This window comes from Psychrobacter sp. TS_SC_6, from assembly GCF_056156305.1.
On sequence record NZ_CM149590.1, the window covers coordinates 1,879,330 to 1,897,763 of the forward strand.

14 protein-coding genes are annotated in these 18,434 nt (G+C 43.2%); 7 read left to right on the forward strand and 7 right to left on the reverse strand.

The window, feature by feature from the left end; translation table 11 throughout:
* Nucleotides 1-75: 75 nt before the first annotated feature.
* From dcd to AC0J5Y_RS08000, 6 genes are all read right to left on the reverse strand, one after another.
* On the reverse strand, nucleotides 76-651 hold the full coding sequence (gene dcd, locus AC0J5Y_RS07975; protein WP_149489812.1) for a dCTP deaminase: 576 nt from the start codon (nucleotides 649-651) through the stop codon (nucleotides 76-78).
* A 136-nt stretch (nucleotides 652-787) separates the two neighbouring features.
* Nucleotides 788-1,930, reverse strand: a complete 1,143-nt coding sequence (locus AC0J5Y_RS07980; protein ID WP_475130214.1) for a DUF2804 domain-containing protein — start codon at nucleotides 1,928-1,930, stop codon at nucleotides 788-790.
* A 145-nt stretch (nucleotides 1,931-2,075) separates the two neighbouring features.
* Nucleotides 2,076-3,302: an iron-sulfur cluster carrier protein ApbC gene (apbC, locus tag AC0J5Y_RS07985; protein WP_475130215.1), complete on the reverse strand. Its 1,227-nt coding sequence runs from the start codon at nucleotides 3,300-3,302 to the stop codon at nucleotides 2,076-2,078.
* A 270-nt stretch (nucleotides 3,303-3,572) separates the two neighbouring features.
* Nucleotides 3,573-4,373 carry a 3-hydroxybutyrate dehydrogenase gene (locus tag AC0J5Y_RS07990; RefSeq protein ID WP_475130216.1) on the reverse strand — a complete coding sequence of 267 codons (801 nt, stop codon included), beginning with the start codon at nucleotides 4,371-4,373 and terminating at the stop codon, nucleotides 3,573-3,575.
* A 136-nt stretch (nucleotides 4,374-4,509) separates the two neighbouring features.
* The gene (locus AC0J5Y_RS07995) at nucleotides 4,510-5,139 is read right to left on the reverse strand and encodes a CoA transferase subunit B (RefSeq protein ID WP_475130217.1); all 630 of its coding nucleotides are present in this window, start codon (nucleotides 5,137-5,139) and stop codon (nucleotides 4,510-4,512) included.
* Between the two features lie 91 nt (nucleotides 5,140-5,230).
* Nucleotides 5,231-5,944 carry a CoA transferase subunit A gene (locus tag AC0J5Y_RS08000; protein ID WP_475130218.1) on the reverse strand — a complete coding sequence of 238 codons (714 nt, stop codon included), beginning with the start codon at nucleotides 5,942-5,944 and terminating at the stop codon, nucleotides 5,231-5,233.
* A gap of 358 nt (nucleotides 5,945-6,302) precedes the next feature.
* Between AC0J5Y_RS08000 and AC0J5Y_RS08005 the strand changes: the two genes are divergently transcribed.
* Together AC0J5Y_RS08005 and metG are read left to right on the forward strand one after the other, a co-directional pair.
* Nucleotides 6,303-7,718: a GntP family permease gene (locus tag AC0J5Y_RS08005; RefSeq protein ID WP_475130219.1), complete on the forward strand. Its 1,416-nt coding sequence runs from the start codon at nucleotides 6,303-6,305 to the stop codon at nucleotides 7,716-7,718.
* 408 nt (nucleotides 7,719-8,126) lie between these two features.
* Nucleotides 8,127-10,229, forward strand: a complete 2,103-nt coding sequence (metG, locus tag AC0J5Y_RS08010; protein ID WP_475130220.1) for a methionine--tRNA ligase — start codon at nucleotides 8,127-8,129, stop codon at nucleotides 10,227-10,229.
* 112 nt (nucleotides 10,230-10,341) lie between these two features.
* Here the strand turns inward: metG and AC0J5Y_RS08015 are convergent, their stop codons facing one another.
* The gene (locus tag AC0J5Y_RS08015; RefSeq protein ID WP_475130221.1) at nucleotides 10,342-10,779 is read right to left on the reverse strand and encodes a hypothetical protein; all 438 of its coding nucleotides are present in this window, start codon (nucleotides 10,777-10,779) and stop codon (nucleotides 10,342-10,344) included.
* 410 nt (nucleotides 10,780-11,189) lie between these two features.
* Between AC0J5Y_RS08015 and AC0J5Y_RS08020 the strand changes: the two genes are divergently transcribed.
* The 5 genes from AC0J5Y_RS08020 (at nucleotide 11,190) to AC0J5Y_RS08040 (ending at nucleotide 18,408) form a co-directional block, all read left to right on the forward strand.
* Nucleotides 11,190-12,239 (forward strand): ABC transporter substrate-binding protein, encoded by a 1,050-nt coding sequence (locus AC0J5Y_RS08020; RefSeq protein ID WP_475130222.1) that lies wholly within the window; start codon nucleotides 11,190-11,192, stop codon nucleotides 12,237-12,239.
* Between the two features lie 139 nt (nucleotides 12,240-12,378).
* Entirely contained in the window at nucleotides 12,379-13,407 is a 1,029-nt protein-coding gene (locus AC0J5Y_RS08025; RefSeq protein ID WP_475130223.1) for an ABC transporter substrate-binding protein, read from the forward strand.
* Nucleotides 13,408-13,756: 349 nt separating this feature from the next.
* Complete coding sequence (locus AC0J5Y_RS08030) at nucleotides 13,757-14,656, forward strand: ABC transporter permease (protein ID WP_011513926.1); 900 nt, start codon at nucleotides 13,757-13,759, stop codon at nucleotides 14,654-14,656.
* Nucleotides 14,657-14,687: 31 nt separating this feature from the next.
* Entirely contained in the window at nucleotides 14,688-15,482 is a 795-nt protein-coding gene (locus AC0J5Y_RS08035) for an ABC transporter ATP-binding protein (protein ID WP_475130224.1), read from the forward strand.
* Between the two features lie 592 nt (nucleotides 15,483-16,074).
* Complete coding sequence (locus tag AC0J5Y_RS08040) at nucleotides 16,075-18,408, forward strand: FdhF/YdeP family oxidoreductase (protein ID WP_475130225.1); 2,334 nt, start codon at nucleotides 16,075-16,077, stop codon at nucleotides 18,406-18,408.
* Nucleotides 18,409-18,434 lie beyond the last annotated feature (26 nt).

Here is an 18,434-nt window from a genome sequence, read left to right on the forward strand (position 1 = left end):
ATAGAAAAGCTGAGCACATTAAATATGTTCAGCTTTTTTTATTGTCAGCCCAAAAGTGGTGATAACCTTAAACGATTAGGTTCTTGGTAAGGTAACACCGCGCTGTCCTTGGTATTTACCACCACGATCTTTATAACTCGTCTCACAGACATCATCAGCATCACTTTGGAAAAATAGCATTTGCGCCACGCCTTCGCCAGCATAGATACGTGCAGGAAGATTGGTGGTATTACTAAACTCTAACGTCACATGCCCTTCCCACTCAGGCTCAAGTGGTGTGACATTGACAATGATACCGCAGCGAGCATAGGTTGATTTACCAAGGCAAATAGTCAATACATCGCGTGGAATACGGAAATATTCCATCGTACGAGCCAATGCAAAAGAATTAGGCGGAATGATGCACTCGTCGCCTACAATATCTATAAAGCTTTTTTCATCGAAGTTCTTGGGATCGACCACGACTGAGTGGACGTTGGTAAATACTTTGAATTCAGGCGCACAGCGTACATCATAACCGTAGCTTGAGGTGCCATAACTCACCAAACGCTCGCCTGCGTCATTAAAACGCACTTGACCCGGCTCGTATGGCTCAATCATGCCATGCTCTTCGGCCATTTTACGAATCCAGCGGTCAGATTTGATAGACATTGTTATTCCTTAGCAGATATAAAATAAAACTTATAATATGAATGGTGTTTTGATAGCGACGATTATACGGAATTGATCGCTCAATTTATAGGCTTGGCTACGTTTAAAATAAATCTCTAGTCAAAATGATAATCGTCTACCATTTTGCATAATGATCTTCTGCCAGTCCCATCACATTATCAAGCTTAATCACCTCTTGTTTGATTTGAATCTCACCATTATAAAAACCAAGCCGTTGCTCAAAAACACTGGCAACGATACCAAAATCATCGGTCTTCTTATAAACCGTCATAGGGGTAAAGGTTAGATCAATATCAACATTGCTCCAGCCAAGGTTTTGATGATAGATGTGCCAAGGCTGCGATGTGGCATCTAGCCTATTAGCAACAGTGTCTTGTTGATTGTGTGGCCAATTTAGAGCATCACGAATAAACATAACAGGCGGTAAATAACATATCTGCCCATCTAGCCAGCACGCATTTTCACTAGCGCCCGTTTCATTAACACCCATCGATAAGTTCAATGTGAAATGACGACCATCTGGCAAATAGCTATTGATACAGGTCCAAAACCAATTAGTCTCATGACGCATATAGCCGAGTGTCCAATCGAGATTTGCAATAGTGTCATCATTGAATGATATTTGCTGAGCTTGTTGTCCCCTATTAAACGTTGAATTGGCCTTAATAGCTAAGTGACCTACGATTTTGGTAAGCGGCTCTTTTTGCGTAAAAGTCCAGCCACGCCTGCCAGTCGGTGTGCAGACCGCCAATGGCTGCGACTGCCGCTGTAACGTTGCTTCAATCGCCACATGATTACTGTCTAACACAACGTTGACTTGTGACGGAGTAAAATCTAACGTCAATGTCAGATTTTTATGTCTAAATGCCATCTGCCCTTGATAACAACTACCCTTCAAACGCGTATCACGCGTCAAAGGCTGCAAGGCTTCACACACCTCTATCTCGTTTGTTTCATCATTATAAAGATAAACAAAAGCACTGGTCGCAAGCTTAATGGTCGCCAGTGCCAAGCAGACTCGATAAGGGGGTTGAATGATTTGAATAAAGCAGAATTGGTTGGCTTTTAAGTCTTTACGCCAATTGGGCAGAGGTTTTTGTGAGATAAGGTGACTGTGATAATCTAAATAGTTGACTTCTTTAACTTGGGCAAAAACACCAGAATGAGGCTGACTGTTTTGGATTAGTTGGTCGAGCACCGCCGGTTTCAATTTATTAGAGATATCAGCTAAAGGTTGATGATGATTGTTTTCATTCATAATGGCGGCATCCTAGCCAAATTTATACCAAGAGTTAAGCAGTTTGTTATGTAATGGCTATCGCTAACTAATACTTTATCATAATAGCAAACAATAGCCCATTAAAAATAAAAACGCTGTGGTTCCTAGTAGGAAACTATAACCATTAAAAAATACGCTTATCATTAACCGGTTTGGCGAACTTATTAATATTGGTTTCAATATTTTTAGCAATACTCAGATAGTAAGACGCGAACTCATCATCTACTAATACGCTTGGCTCACCTTTATCTACCTGTGCACGAATAGCGCTTGCCAGTGGAAGCTGTCCTAATAGCGGCACTTGATATTGCTCAGCGATCTTTTCGCCGCCGCCCGTACCAAAGATAGCTTCAGTATGATTGCAGTTACTACAAGTGTGCAGCGCCATATTTTCAACCACGCCAAGCACAGGAATATTGGTTTTATTAAACATCTCAATGCCTTTTTGCGCATCAAGTAAAGCAATATGCTGCGGCGTCGTCACAATGACAGCGCCCGTCACCGGAATACGCTGAGCAAGGGTGAGCTGAATATCACCGGTGCCTGGTGGCATATCAATAACTAAGTAATCTAACTGTGGCCAATTGGTTTGATTATATAGCTGCATCAACGCGCCGGTTGCTTTTGGACCGCGCCAGGCAACAGGCGTATTATCACCATTAAGCAAGCTGCCAATCGATAACATCGCTAGTCCATGCGCATTGATAGGTACAAACTGCTCATTTTCAAGCTCAGGTCTGACACTATTCACACCTAGCATCGCTGGCATACTAGGTCCATAAATATCAGCATCTAATACGCCAACACGGTTGCCGAGCTTTTGTAATGCTAAGGCGATATTGACAGTAGTGGTTGATTTTCCCACGCCGCCCTTACCAGAGGCAACGACAATGATATGACGAATACGCGGATGAGCGGACAACGACGCTTGGGTAGGAGCTTGCTTAGTGATAGGTGGTTCCGCATTTAGCGTACTATCATCGCTCTTGGCAACAGGTTTACTAAGACTATCCATCGCATTGGTGGTTTTTGGCATTGCTTTTGGCAAACTTGAGCCTTCACCTTTCATCGGCTCTGGTATCCGAACATTCATATGAATGCTTTGAATACCATGCGGCTGTAATAACTGCCCAAGCGCTTGCTGAATAGCCTCAGGATCGCTTTCATGTGGCAGACGCAACTCTAATGTCAGCTCCCCACCATTACGCTCAAGCCCAGTGACCATCGTAGCAATACTGCTATTCCCAACATGATAACCCAGCAATACTTTATCGACAGCGCTATCAAGCGCAGCTTTCTGCTCTGGAGTTTCCTTTTGTGCGGTATTTTTTTTCTTCATAAAGTTAAACATAGCGACCGTGACTGCCTATACAAGTGGGTTGGTATGCTAAAAATTGGCGTGATTTTTTTAGCCAAACCTTTTATCGTATTAGTGTAGCTCAATTGCAAGTATAAAAAAACCATGATGCCAGTAGGACTGGCATTTTGCGTACAGCTTTGAGACTAGGGCATATCTTTATTTTAAAAATGGAGATAAAAATGAGGACACGCCCTAAACCTGAATCGATGGATCTTTTTTTAGCAAGCTCATCGCTCTTAAGCTAAAAGACCAAGTCATTTTTTAATTCATAAACCAGCCGTGGCTTGCGACAATCGATTGTCCGGTAAAGACATTACTTGGAAATGCAGCCAAAAACAAAGCCAGTTGAGCAATATCATCAACCGTGGTAAATTCTTTGTCAACCGTATTAACGAGCATAATATCGTTCACTACTGACTCTTCGCTGATGCCTTTTTCAGCTGCTTGCTGAGGGATTTGTTTTTCGACTAAAGGCGTTTTGACAAACCCTGGGCATATGACATGCGAGCGTACGTTATGGGCAGCACCCTCTTTTGCCAATACACGACATAGACCAAGCAAGCCATGTTTGGCGGTGACATAAGGCGCTTTAAATAATGAGGCTTCATGCGAGTGCACAGAACCCATATAAATCACTGTGCCACCGTTGTCGTCTTTATACATGTGCTGTACGGCAGCTTTGGTGGTCAAAAATGCCCCATCTAGGTGAATGGCGAGCATTTTTTTCCAATCTTCAAACGCCATTTTATGGATAGGGTCAATGATTTGAATACCAGCGTTAGATACCAAAATATCAATACCGCCAAAGGTATCGACCAGTTTCTGAACACCGTCATTAACAGCCGCTTCAGACGTTACATCCATCGCAATTGCAACGGCCCGCCCGCCTGCGGCTTCAATAGCATCGACGGTTTGCTGAGCAGCCTCAATATTGATATCTGCAATACCGACTGCCGCGCCTGCCTTGGCATAAGTTTCGGCGATATCACGTCCGATACCGCTGGCAGCGCCTGTGACCAATGCTACTTTGCCCGTCAAATCCTGTTGTAATTGGGTCGCCATATATTGTCCTTAATAGTAGGTGGTGCTATGTAGTGATGAGTAGTAATGAATCAAGCCTATAAATAAGCCACTAAAATATAGTGGCTATTAAACAATTTACTAATCAGTGTTTGAACTACTGAGTGGTTTGTCAAAGCTATTGAGCAATGCTCACTGGTGTTTTCTCTTGTAGCTCATCAAAGCTAACACCATCTGCAAGCTCAACCAATTTTAGACCATTATCAGTCACATCAAGTACAGCAAGCTCTGTGATAATACGATCAACCACGCCTTTCCCTGTCAGTGGCAACTCGCAATTGGCAAGGATTTTTGGCTCGCCGTGTTTATTGACTTGCTCCATGAGCACAATCACACGCTGTACGCCTGCGACCAAATCCATCGCGCCGCCCATGCCTTTGACCATTTTTTTGGGAATCATCCAGTTTGCCAAATCGCCCTGCTCGGAGACTTCCATCGCGCCCAATATCGCAAGGTTGACATGACCACCACGAATCATGGCAAACGACTCTGAGCTACTAAAATAACTCGCACCCGATTCGGCAGTGACGGTTTGTTTACCGGCATTAATCAAATCTGCATCGACATTTTCTGTAGTAGGAAACTCGCCAATACCCAATAAGCCGTTTTCTGACTGTAGCCAGACATCAACATCTTTAGGGATATAGTTCGCAACCAGAGTCGGTAGACCGATACCTAAATTGACATAATAACCGTCTTGTAACTCTTGTGCGGCACGCTGTGCCATCTGCTCTCTTGTCCATGCCATGATAACTTCCTTAATTTTTACGATATTCTAATATTATCAATTTGACTATTTATGAATTGCGGTACAAGCGTACGATATTAAGCGCCTTATATTAAACACCTTCAACCGCTTTGGTCGTAATTTTCTCGATACGCTTTTCAGGACTACTGTTCAATACGATACGCTGAACAAAAATACCCGGCAGATGAATCTCATCAGGGTTAAAGGTCCCTGTTTCTACGATCTCTTCAACTTCAACAATGGTAATCTTGCCCGCCATCGCGCAGTCTGGGTTAAAATTACGCGCCGTTTTGTTAAAAATTAAGTTGCCTGCCTTATCGGCTTTCTGCGCTTTGATTAAAGACACATCAGCGCGTAATGAATGTTCAAGCACATAAGTACGACCGTTAAATTCGCGGGTTTCTTTACCTTCAGCAACTAAGGTGCCAACGCCAGTTGCGGTATAAAATGCCGGAATACCTGCACCACCTGAACGCAGTTTTTCTGCCAATGTACCTTGCGGAGTCAGCTCAACTTCCAACTCGCCTGCCAAGTACTGGCGCTCAAACTCTTTATTTTCACCCACATAAGATGAGATCATTTTTTTAATTTGGCGCGTCTGTAATAACAATCCCAAGCCAAAGTCATCGACACCAGCGTTGTTACTGATGCACGTCAAATTTTCAACACCACTATCCCGCAATGCTTCGATTAACGCTTCAGGAATACCGCATAGACCAAAACCACCGATCGCTAGCGTTTGTCCGTTACGCACAACACCACTCAGCGCCGCTTTTGCGCTGTCATACACCTTTGATTGACTCATGCTTATCTCCTTGCACGTCTCATTTTTATTATTTACATTGATTCATTATAGGTTTTGCTTATTCAAGCAAACACTAGATTACCAATCAGTTTTATATTTAAAGCAATACAATTTATATCACTATAAAACCTAGAGTACAGCTGTAATAACTTAACATATAATTCTAGCAGCGACTAGACAATAATATAAAGCGCGTACAAGGCAGCGCAGCTTGAGCAATATAGGTGAGGTCACCATCCTAATTGTCTAAAATAGTGTTTGATAAAATACGTTAAATCGCCCGTTACGTTTAATTTTATTGACCTATTTCTCTATGACCTGCATACTCTCAGGCTTAACTTAGCCAAGGAGGGCGGTCATGTTTAGCACACTTGCTATCATTATTACTTTATTACTTTTGATGTTCTTTGCTTATCGCGGTTATTCCGTACTGATTTTAGCGCCAATTATGGCTGCTTTAGCCGTACTACTTTCAGGTGATTTTTTAAGCAGTATTCCTGCCTATACTGATGTCTTTATGGGCGCATTGAGTGGTTTCCTACTCAAATTCTTCCCTATCTTCTTATTGGGCGCATTATTTGGGCGTTTGATGGCGGACTCTGGAGCAGCAACAGCGATTGCCAAAACAGTGGTCGAAAAGCTTGGCGCCAGTAAAGCTATTTTGGCGGTTATCTTAGTTTGCGGTATTTTGACCTATGGCGGTGTGTCACTATTTGTCGTGGCATTTGCTATTTATCCAATCGCCAAAGACTTGTTCAAAGCCGCTGATATTCCTAAGCGCTTGATTCCAGCAGCGATTGCCCTAGGTTCGTTTACCTTTACCATGACAGCATTACCTGGTACGCCTGCCATTCAGAATGCTATTCCGATTCCTTACTATAATACCAACGTATTTGCCGCGCCTATTTTGGGTCTTATTGGCGGTACGATCATGTTTATCTGTGGTTGGTTGTGGTTGCAATCGCGTGCCAGAAAAGCTAATGCCGCGGGCGAAGGGTATGGTCAGCATGATGAGAGTGATGTAGGCGGTGTTGGTGGAGGCGCAGCAGAGACCAACTTGCTCAGCACTCATCATACCTCATTCACCGTTGCGATGATTCCACTATTTCTGGTCATCGGTTTGAACGCTTTACTGACTTATGTTGTCTTCCCGTCAATGGATTTTAGTGGCTTGCAAACTCAGTTCCCAGATTTGAATATCGCAGGTTCGCTTGGTCTATGGTCGATCATCCTCTCATTGGTTGTAGCTTGTATCGTGCTAATCGTCATGCGTCTCGGTCATTGGACCAACCTACAAAAAACCATCAACCGCGGTACTTATGACTCGATGTTACCGATCTTTAACACCGCGTCGGAAGTAGGCTATGGTGCCGTTATCGCCTCTCTGGCAGGCTTTCTTCTCATTCGTGATAGTATCTTGAATCTAACACCAGACAATCCACTCATCTCAGAAGCTGTCGCTATGACCACGCTGGCTGGTATTACTGGCTCATCATCTGGTGGTTTGAGTATCGCACTATCAACTTTGGGTGAAGACTATTTAAGAATGGCAGTAGCAGCCGGTATTGATCCAGAACTGATGCACCGAGTGGCGGTAATGGCAGCAGGCGGTCTAGATACCTTACCGCACAGTGGCGCGGTCATTACTTTGCTTGCCATTTGTGGTCTGACACATAAACAGTCCTACTTAAACTTAGCAATGGTCACTATGATTATTCCACTGATTGCCGTAGTTGTAGTCATCACCCTAGGCACACTGTTTGGTTCGTTCTAATTGGGTTGAATCAGTGAAATAGGTAATGTAGTCAATTTAAAAACGAGCCATCGCTACTGTTTTAAACTGACTACAAAAACCCCGCTACGCAAAAGTTTGGCGGGGTTTTTATAAGCGCTTTATAAGAATTTACCATGTTAGACTTTTATCATAAATATCAATGAATACATTACACTTATTATAACGCGCTACTGGTATGAACTTTTCTTGCTTGCTGTGCCTACGCAGACAGAGGCTGCGAATAATGAATACCAGTAGCGCTGCACTCATCTAAAAGTGAATCAACTATAGCGCTGATTGCCGTATTAATTGATAAGGAATATCACAAATTTAGCCGAATTACGGTATCATAGGCACACTTTTTCAATTTCTATTGATAATCAATCCGTTTATATAAAAATATAGGTGATGAAAGTGCGTGAGATTCTAGTAACCAGTGCCCTGCCCTACGCCAATGGCGACATCCACTTAGGGCATCTTGTAGAGTATATCCAAACTGACATTTGGGTGCGGTCGATGAAGGCACAAGGTCATAAGGTGACTTATGTCTGTGCTGATGATGCTCATGGTACTGCCATCATGCTCAAAGCCGAAGACAATGGCGTAACACCAGAACAGCAAATTGCCAATGTACAAGCCGCTCATGAAGCCGATTTTGCCAAGTTTTTGATTAATTTTGACAATTATCATTCAACGCATTCAGAAGAAAATCGGGAATTTTCTGAGCTGATTTATCGTCGCCTTAGAGATGCAGGTCATATCTCTACTCGTGATGTGGAGCAGCTATTCGACCCTGAAAAACAGCTATTTTTAGCCGATCGTTTTGTTAAAGGTACCTGTCCTGAATGCGCCGCCCCAGAGCAATACGGTGATAACTGTGAAGTCTGCGGTACCACTTATGATGCCACAGAGCTCAAAGATCCGTACTCTACATTATCAAATGCGAAGCCTATTCTAAAAACCTCAAAGCATTATTTCTTTGATTTACCAGAGTTTGAGCAGTTTTTAAAAGATTGGACGCGCAGTGACAATCGCTTGCAAGTTTCAGTTGCCAATAAGCTGCAAGAATGGTTTGACGCCGGTTTGACCAGTTGGGATATCTCACGCGATGCGCCATATTTTGGTTTCCAAATCCCTGATACCCCAAGTGATGAACCAGACAAATATTTTTATGTATGGCTAGACGCGCCGGTTGGCTACATGGCAAGCTTTAAAAACTTATGTGAGAAACGTGCTGGTACAGAAGAGGCTCTAGACTTTGACCATTATTGGGTTCAAGAAAACGAGCATAAAACCGAAGTATATCACTTCATCGGCAAGGACATCGTTTACTTCCACGCCCTATTTTGGCCTGCCATGCTTGCTGGTAGTGAGTTCCGCACCCCGACTGGTGTCTTTGCTCATGGCTTCTTGATGGTCAATGGCGAAAAAATGAGTAAGTCACGCGGCACCTTTATCAAGGCCGAAACCTACGCTGAACACCTGCATCCTGAATATCTGCGTTATTACTTCGCCAGTAAACTGTCTGATAAAGTCGAAGATATCAACCTAGATTTAGAAGACTTTATGCAAAAGGTCAACTCAGACCTCGTCGGTAAAGTAGTCAATATCGCCAGTCGTAGCGCAGGATTCTTGGTTAAGAAATATGACGGTATGCTGTCCGAGACTTGCGTCGAATCAGAGTTATTAGAAGATATTACTAAAACTGGCGATGAGATTGCCGCGGCTTATGAAAACCGTGAATTTTCTCGTGCCATGCGCTTGATTATGCAGTGTGCTGATAAAGCCAATGAATACATCGATGACAAAAAACCGTGGGCGCTTGCCAAGGTTGAAGGCGCAGAGCAAGAAGTTCAAGAGGTCTGCTCCGTGGCAATCAATATCTTCCGTCAATTGATGATATATCTGGCTCCTGTTTTGCCTGAGTTGACTGCCAATGCTAAAGAATTCTTGAACATTGATGATTTAAGTTTTGCCAGCCGTAATGAGTGGCTACTTGGACATCAAATCAATAAGTTTAAGCCATTGATGCAGCGTATTGAAGAAAAAGATATTGCAGCGATGGTTGAAGATTCTAAAGCCTCATTGACACAAGTAGGTGCGCCTACCGCTAGCCAAGACGATAAAGCCGCAGCAAAAAATACCTCGCCTGCAGCAATGCAAAGCAGTACCGAACAAGCAAATTATATCGGGATAGAGGACTTTGCCAAAGTCGAGATGAAAGTCGCTCATGTTATCGCTTGCAACCATGTTGAAGGCGCGGACAAACTGCTTCATTTCACTCTAGATGTGGGTGAAACACAACCTCGCAACGTCTTTAGCGGTATTCGCAAATTCTATGAGCCTGAGCAACTGCTAGATAAAAAGGTTATTTGCGTGACCAATTTGGCACCGCGTAAGATGAAATTTGGCATATCAGAGGGCATGATATTGTCGTCAGGTGACCCGAAAACAGGTCTGGTGGTAATTACTTTACCTGATGAAGCCGTTATCGGTGATACGCTTGCTTAAAAATGTTAAATTAATTAAGTAATTTAATTAAATAATAGTGAAAGAACAAAACAAAAAACGGTCTAAATAGACCGTTTTTTATGTTAAAAAGAATAGAAAGTAAGCTTGATGTTTATCTAGTCAAGATATCAATGATCTGCAACGTGTCGTTAATTACCGTCACAATTTTATTTTCTGGCGTGCGGATACGAACGTAGCGGTCATCATAACGGTCTAAAATTACCGAACGATCATAAATATCTCTGTCAATGTTGCCGACTACTCTGTAACCGTATTGATCGAGATCACGCTTGAATGAGGCGTTAGGGCTAGCATTACGATAAGCGTTGATATTAGGTTGGGCGTTGCTACTATAACCATTTTTAAATTTATATTTCTCTGACTGATGCTGCTTGAGATGTACTTGTTCATGCTTATCTTTACCAACGTACGCAGATTTTCCCTTGCCATGATTATTGCCGTGACCCTCTTTTGCCGTAGCAGGTAAGGAAATCAATGAAATTGCTGTAATGCCAGCGATGGTTAATAACTTAAGATTAATCGTGCTCATAATGTCATCCTTAAAATATTCATTTGAAAAAGATTAAGTAGATGGTAGAGTCTGTTGAACATTCACTAATGCCAGCATGATTAATAATCATATGGATTTCAGACTCACTGTAACTTTAACTTTCGTATAAAAATTAGCTTATCGTTCATTATGAAGTGCCTTTGTAATCGCTGAATTGCTAGTTTGTGCGTTTTTTAAGCGGAGTTTTGCTAAATAAAACAGTCAATACTTGCTTTAATGACACTGGTAACGAATACGCTTTAATTTTTTATTGCCATAAGTTACATTACTGTCATAATATGAACATAATGATCAATGGATTGATTACTTTGATGTTAGCCCGTTATCTCAGCATTCACATAACATTGACTCGGGTAACTTGCACTTTCTAACCTACGAGCCACTATAAAATGATTTTTGCTACTACTTTACGCTTTAGCCTACTTGGTGCTGCTATGAGCGCTGCGCTTGGATTATCAGCCTGCTCTAAGCCTGCAGATACTGCAACGACCACTGATGACAGTGCCACTACTGCTCAAAAACCTGCCAAAACATTGGCAATTACTCAAATCGTTGAGCATCCCTCACTGGATGATATGCGTCGCGGTATTATTGATGAGCTTGCGGATAATGGTTATGTCGAAGGTCAAAATCTAAAGGTTAATTTTCAAAGTGCGCAAGGAAATACGGCGACCGCAGGACAAATTGCTAAGCAATTCGTCGGCGACAATCCTGATGCCATCGTTGCCATCTCAACCCCATCGGCACAATCTATCGTTTCTGCAACCACGACCATACCAATTATATATACTGCCGTCTCGGACCCACTTGGTGCCAAGCTTATTACAGCAGATGGTAAACCCTTTCAAAGCAATTTGACCGGATTATCAAGCCAATTGCCATTAGAGCCGCAGCTAGATTTGCTCCAAAAGATTAAGCCAAACCTCAAAACCATTGGCTATGTCTACAGTCCTGGTGAAGCCAACTCGGTATCACTACGTGAGGAGCTCAAAAAAGCACTACCGTCACGTGGCTTATCATTACTAGATATTCCAGCCAACCGTCCAACTGATATTGGCATGGCAACGCGTAGCCTACAGGGGCGTGCAGATATTATTTATACCTCTTTTGACAATAATGTTGCCTCAGCATTTGAAGCGATGGCACAAGCTGCCAATGAGCTAAAACTGCCTATTGTTGCCTCTGATGAATTCAGTGTCCAACGCGGCGCCACAGCAGCACTTGGTGTCAATGATTATGATTTTGGTCGTACGACAGGTAAGATGGTTTATCGCATTTTAAATGGTGAAGCGGTCAGCAGTGTTAAGCCTGAAGTGATGAATGAATTGACACTCTACGTCAGCCCTAAACATGCTAAAACCCAAGGTGTTACATTGTCAGATGAGCTGCTAAAAAATGCCATTAATGTTGATGAAAAAGCAAAAACTGCCAGCAAATAATCGCTGTTAGATAAGAGTGAATACACAGTAGATAGCTTATAATTTATAACAAACACTGTTTATAACCACAGTACGTAAGATCTTCTATTTATCTTTTATATAATGTACGGACACATTATTATTTTCAGGAGTAAGACCCATGTTGTATCAAAATCGTTTTGCCAAAGCTCTTTTATGGGGCGGTGTTTGTACCGCAATTTTGACCGGTTGTAACCAGCCAGCAAAGGATGCTAGCACGGATGGCGCTGCTACTACTGGTAATGATGCCAGCACTGCTATGAAAACGGTTGCTATTACTGCGATCGTTGAGCATCCAGCGCTTGATGATGTGCGTAAAGGTGTGATCGATGAGCTAAACGATGCCGGCTTTAAAGATGGTGAAAACCTGAAAGTCAACTTCCAAAGTGCTCAAGGTAATACTGCTACTGCTGGTCAGATTGCCAAGCAATTCGTCGCCGACAATTCAGACGTTATCATTGCTATTGGTACGCCATCGGCTCAGTCCGTCGCTGCTGCAACCAGCAGTATCCCGTTAGTGTTTTCAGCAGTTACTGATCCGGTTGAAGCCAAACTGGTCTCAAAGCTTGATGGTTCTGGCACCAACGTCACTGGTGGTTCTGATGCACTTCCTTATGAGCCACAAATCGAATTGATGCGCCAAATTATTCCTAGTCTCAAAAACGTCGGCTACGTTTATAGCCCAGGCGAAGTCAACTCAACGATTATCCTAAAAAATCTAAAAGAAAAACTGACGCCACTTGGCATCAAAGTACATGAAGCTCCTGCTCAGCGTAGTACTGATATTGCGATGGCAGCACGCAGCCTAGAAGGTAAGGTCGATATGATCTATACCTCAACGGACAATAACGTGGTTTCAGCTTACGAGTCACTATACCAAGCCGCTAAAGAAAGTAAGATTCCATTAATTGCCTCGGATACCAGCTCAGTTGAGCGCGGTGCCATCGCAGCATTGGGCGTTAACTACTATGACCTTGGTCGTGAAACTGGCAAAATCGTTGTACGTATCCTAAATGGTGAAAAAGCAGGCGCAATTCCCGTATATACGCCAAAAGTTCTTGACTTATATGTCAGCCCAAAACATGCTAAAGAGCAAGGCATCACCTTACCGCAAGCCGTTATTGATAAAGCAAAAGAAGTGGTAGAGTAACTGTCTTTTACATAATCAGTATAAAATAAACGGTAGACGATAATGTTGATTGCGCAAGCCGTCATTATCGTCTACATTAGCTTTACCTTGCTATTTATTGGTGCGAATTATTGCTACAAACAAAACCCAGCTATGTTTCAGTAGGCTGGGCTTGTTGTTTAAAGGCTTTCAATAAGCAAAGATTATGATCATTTATGACAGTGATCGGTTGCGCTTTACCCTAGCTGCAGATTATACAATCTGTTAAATTCACCGCCTAAGTGTTTGGCTTATAGATGATGGCGGATACATGCCACTTATCTCAACCTCATGGTTCTCTAAACACTTGGTTATGACTTACTGATCTCTTATGTCTTTAATTGCTTTTTTTGGTGCACTTGAAAGTGGTCTGATTTATGGCCTCGTGGCGCTTGGCGTCCTTATCTCATTTCGTACCCTCGACTTCCCTGATTTGACCGCTGACGGTAGTTTTCCATTAGGTGGTGCGGTCGCTGGTATCTCTATCATCGCTGGTGTCAATCCATGGCTTGCCTGTGCCTTTGGTATGCTAGCAGGGTCAATTGCCGGTATCGTCACTGCTTGGTTGCACGTTAAGCTTGGTATTTTGCAATTGCTTGCCAGTATCTTGGTGATGGTTGCGCTCTATTCTATCAACTTGCGGATTATGGGTGCGCCAAACTTGCCGCTGTTGGGTGAAACGACTGTTTTTAGTACCTTGGTTAATGATGGCAATGGCTATTGGATGCGCTGTCTGATCATTGGTATTGTCGTGCTACTGGCCATGTTATTTTTAAATTGGTTTTATAGTACTGAAACCGGTTTATCTATGCGAGCAACCGGCTCAAATCTACGTATGGCACAAGCACAAGGCATCAATACCTCATGGATGACCATCATCGGTATGGCAATCTCTAACGGTTTGATTGCCTTAGCTGGCGCGCTGTTTGTCCAGACCCAAGGTGGCGCAGATATCTCAATTGGTATCGGTACCATTGTTATTGGTTTGGCAGCGGTCATCATCGGTGAGACGATTATTCCGGCCAAGCGCATTTGGCTGATTACTTTTGCGGTGGTCGTCGGCGCGGTATTGTACAAGCTGTTTATTCAAGTGGCACTATCGAGCGATACGCTACGTAGTATCGGCTTTGGTCCGCAAGATTTGAACTTGATTACGGCCCTACTCGTGGTATTGGCATTGGTATTGCCAAAAGCTAAAAATAAATTCTTAAGTCGTAAAGTTCGGGCTTAATGTCAATGTGCGCCCATAAGGAATCATAATTATGATGCAAGCTACAGATTTGCGGTTGACCTTTAATCCTGGAACGCCCATTGAAAACCCTGCCCTACGTGGTATCGATCTAAATATCGCTGATGGTGAGTTTGTCACTGTCATCGGTACCAATGGCGCGGGCAAATCGACCTTTTTAAACGCGGTCAGTGGTACCACTCGCGTCGATAGTGGCTCAATCTTGTTAAATGGCATTGATGTCACCAAAAAGACCGCGCACCAGCGTGCTCATTGGGTGGCTCGTGTATTTCAAGACCCAATGGCGGGAACTTGTGAAGCGTTAACGATTGAAGAAAACATGGCGCTTGCATATAAGCGTGGTGGTAAACGTGGTTTAAACTTTGCTCTAAACCAAAATAACCGTGACTTATTTCGCAAAAAATTGTCGGTCTTAAAACTTGGCTTAGAAAATCGTTTGACTGACCGTATGGGACTGTTATCCGGTGGTCAGCGCCAAGCGGTTAGCCTATTGATGGCATCATTACAGCCGTCTAAGATTCTATTACTTGATGAGCACACGGCGGCGCTTGATCCTAAAACTGCAGCTTTCGTTTTAGAATTGACGGATAAAATCGTCACTGATAATCAGCTTACTACCATGATGGTCACGCACTCTATGCAGCAGGCATTAGCGCATGGCACACGTACCGTTATGCTCCATCAAGGTCAGGTGGTATTAGATGTGGCTGGTGATAAACGTCAAGGTATGACTGTGCATGATTTACTCGATATGTTTGAGCAAACGCGCGGCGAGAAAGTTGATGATGACAGCTTGATCTTAAGCTAACCGATAACACGTATTTCTTTGAATATAAATAAAAAACGCCTACTTAATCGTAGGCGTTTTTTGCTTTTGGTTTACTATAACAAGAATATAGTTAGAATATCTCAAAAACGCTACAGTGCTGCTGGTATAAATTTTTTGCAGCCTCTGTCTGCGTAGGCACAGCAAGCAAGAAAAATTAATATCAGCAGTACTTGATGTATCGATATTACTTTTCCCTGACTATAGCTGATCGTTATCCCCAATCAAGAATCTAACTTCCCTATAGTCAAAACACCCTAAAAACGCTACAGTACTGCGGGGTATGAATTTTTTGCAGCCTCTGGCAAAGACGGCACAGTAAGCAAGAAAAATTGATACCAGCAGTACATAATGTGTCGAGATTACTTTTCATTGACTATATCTTTTGAATCAGCTCGCTTATTATATGCCAAAGCCCTCTAATCATCAGCTACGCCTGATTTGCTTTGAGGTTTTTGTTATTGATAAGTAATGATAGCATCACTTTGTCAATACTCATTATATAGTAAGCATTTATACATCTGTTCTTAGTAAAATAGCCGTTATCTATCAGCATTCGCTTATGAGGTTTATCATGCGCAAAATTCCTGTTTATATGCAACCTGCAGCGGGATGGCCTGCACTGATTGCCTCTACGCATACCTTAATGGATTACAAGGCTTTTTTGCGCGGTGGCATCAGTGTTTTCGGTAGCAATCAGCCACAATATGGCTTTGATTGTCCAGGCTGTGCGTGGCCGGATCACAAGTCACGTAAAACCATCGACGTCTGTGAAAACGGTATCAAAGTCATCGCCAGTGAAACGATGAACAGACGAGCAGATGCGGATTTTTTTGCTAATAATACGGTCACAGCGCTACAAGGCTGGTCAGGCTATGAACTTGAACACAGTGGACGCCTATCAGAACCACTCTATTATGATGCATCACAAGACCGCTATCTGCCGATTTCTTGGCAAGCGGCTTATGAGATTATCGCTGACCAATTAAAACAGCTTTATTCGCCAGATGAAGCACTGTTTTATACCTCAGGACGGGTGACCAACGAACCTGCCTTTATGTTTCAACTATTCGTGCGCTGTTTTGGCACCAATAACTTGCCTGACTGCTCAAACATGTGTCATGAGCCAACGTCAGTGATGCTTGGCAAGCAGCTGGGCATCGGTAAAGCCACTGTGATATTGGAAGATTTTGAGCAGGCTAAACTCATTTTAATGTTTGGGCAAAATCCGGCGACCAATCATCCCCGTATGCTTGAGATGCTAGCGCACGCGCATAAAAAAGGTTGCCAGATTATCTCTATCAACCCCATGCGCGAACAAGGTCTAAGTAAGTTTAGAAACCCACAAAAACCCTCCCATATGGCAGCAGGTCAAAGTGATGAGATGGTCGATGAGGTTATCCAAATACAAATCGGTGGCGATGCGGCTTTATTAACTGGTATGGCTAAATGGCTCACCAAAAACGGTAAAATAAACAGTGATTTTATTGAGCAACATACCTCAGGCTATGACGCTCTGGATGCTTGGTTACGTCAGCAATCTTGGCCAGATGTAGAGCTCGGCTGCGGCATCAGTAAAGCAGAGATTATTACGCTTGCAAAGTTAGTTGCTGAGAGTCCAGCAACGATTTGTACATGGGGCATGGGCATCACTCAGCATGTCCAAGGCGAGGATAATGTCGCCATGATTACCAACTTGCTATTACTGATGGGAATGATTGGCATTGATGGGGCAGGCGCATCACCTGTACGTGGACATTCAAACGTGCAGGGTGATCGTACCATGGGTATTCATGAACGTCCTAAGCAGAGCTTGCTTGATAGTCTTGAGCGCGTTTTTAAGCAGCCGATGCCACGAGAAGATGGGCTTGATGTCATCGCCGGTGCAAAGGCACTAATAAAAGGCGACATCAAAGCGTTTGTTAGTATGGGTGGTAACTATGCGGTTGCCGCACCAGATAAAAGTGCGATTCAAACGGCGCTGACTACCACCCAATTAAATGTCTTTGTCGCAACCAAGCTTAACGAAACCATGTTATATCCGGGTAAAAACAACCTTATCCTGCCTTGCATCGGTCGTACCGAGCGCCTCATCACTGATAAAGGTGAGCAGTTTGCCACCATTGAGGACTCAATGTGTCAAATTGTGGCGACCAGAGGACGCTTAAAGCCTATCAGCGACGCGCTAAAATCCGAAGCGCAAATCGTTGCAGACATGGCAACTCATGTGCTTGGGTCTGAGTCTTCCATTCCTTGGCAGGATATGAGTACGGATTTTGATATTATCCGTGATTATATTGCGCAAGCGATTGAAGGGTTTGAGAATTTTAATCAGCGTATTCGTGCCGCTGAGCGTGGTTTTCATTTGTATCATGCAGCACGCCATCGGGTTTGGAATACCGATAGTGGCAAAGCACAATTTGAAGTACCAAGATATCCGATTACCTACGTTGCCGCGCAAATAGCACAAACGACATCCGATTATCAAAATAATTCACAAACCCTTGATATCAGGCAGCCTACTGAGCAAAACGTCTGGCAACTAACGAGTGTCCGTAGTCATGACCAATTTAACACCATGATATTCGGCTTTCAAGATCGCTACCGACAGACTGATCGTCGTGATGTGCTCTTTATGCATCCAGATGAAATCCGTCGCTTAGGTTGGCAAAAAGGCGATAAAATCATGGTCTCGCGTCAAGATAGTAAAAATGTTGAGCGCACGTTAGGACCTTTGATACTGACAGAGATGGATATTGCAGCGAATGCAGTGGCAACCTATTATCCTGAATGTAATGACCTCCTTGATCTGGACAGTCATGCGCCGGAATCCAGAACACCTGCCTATAAGTCTGTTACCGTGGTATTAAAGTGTCTTGAACAAAGCAGTATGGCAACTGCCGTATGATGGGTATCTCGGCACCAGGACTTTTA

Coding starts and splice junctions, on each gene's coding strand:
- dcd (WP_149489812.1), bottom strand. CDS start 651: ATGTCTATCAAATCTGACCGCTGGATTCGTAAAATGGCCGAAGAGCAT.
- AC0J5Y_RS07980 (WP_475130214.1), bottom strand. CDS start 1,930: ATGAATGAAAACAATCATCATCAACCTTTAGCTGATATCTCTAATAAA.
- apbC (WP_475130215.1), bottom strand. CDS start 3,302: ATGTTTAACTTTATGAAGAAAAAAAATACCGCACAAAAGGAAACTCCA.
- AC0J5Y_RS07990 (WP_475130216.1), bottom strand. CDS start 4,373: ATGGCGACCCAATTACAACAGGATTTGACGGGCAAAGTAGCATTGGTC.
- AC0J5Y_RS07995 (WP_475130217.1), bottom strand. CDS start 5,139: ATGGCATGGACAAGAGAGCAGATGGCACAGCGTGCCGCACAAGAGTTA.
- AC0J5Y_RS08000 (WP_475130218.1), bottom strand. CDS start 5,944: ATGAGTCAATCAAAGGTGTATGACAGCGCAAAAGCGGCGCTGAGTGGT.
- AC0J5Y_RS08005 (WP_475130219.1), top strand. CDS start 6,303: ATGTTTAGCACACTTGCTATCATTATTACTTTATTACTTTTGATGTTC.
- metG (WP_475130220.1), top strand. CDS start 8,127: ATGAAAGTGCGTGAGATTCTAGTAACCAGTGCCCTGCCCTACGCCAAT.
- AC0J5Y_RS08015 (WP_475130221.1), bottom strand. CDS start 10,779: ATGAGCACGATTAATCTTAAGTTATTAACCATCGCTGGCATTACAGCA.
- AC0J5Y_RS08020 (WP_475130222.1), top strand. CDS start 11,190: ATGATTTTTGCTACTACTTTACGCTTTAGCCTACTTGGTGCTGCTATG.
- AC0J5Y_RS08025 (WP_475130223.1), top strand. CDS start 12,379: ATGTTGTATCAAAATCGTTTTGCCAAAGCTCTTTTATGGGGCGGTGTT.
- AC0J5Y_RS08030 (WP_011513926.1), top strand. CDS start 13,757: ATGTCTTTAATTGCTTTTTTTGGTGCACTTGAAAGTGGTCTGATTTAT.
- AC0J5Y_RS08035 (WP_475130224.1), top strand. CDS start 14,688: ATGATGCAAGCTACAGATTTGCGGTTGACCTTTAATCCTGGAACGCCC.
- AC0J5Y_RS08040 (WP_475130225.1), top strand. CDS start 16,075: ATGCGCAAAATTCCTGTTTATATGCAACCTGCAGCGGGATGGCCTGCA.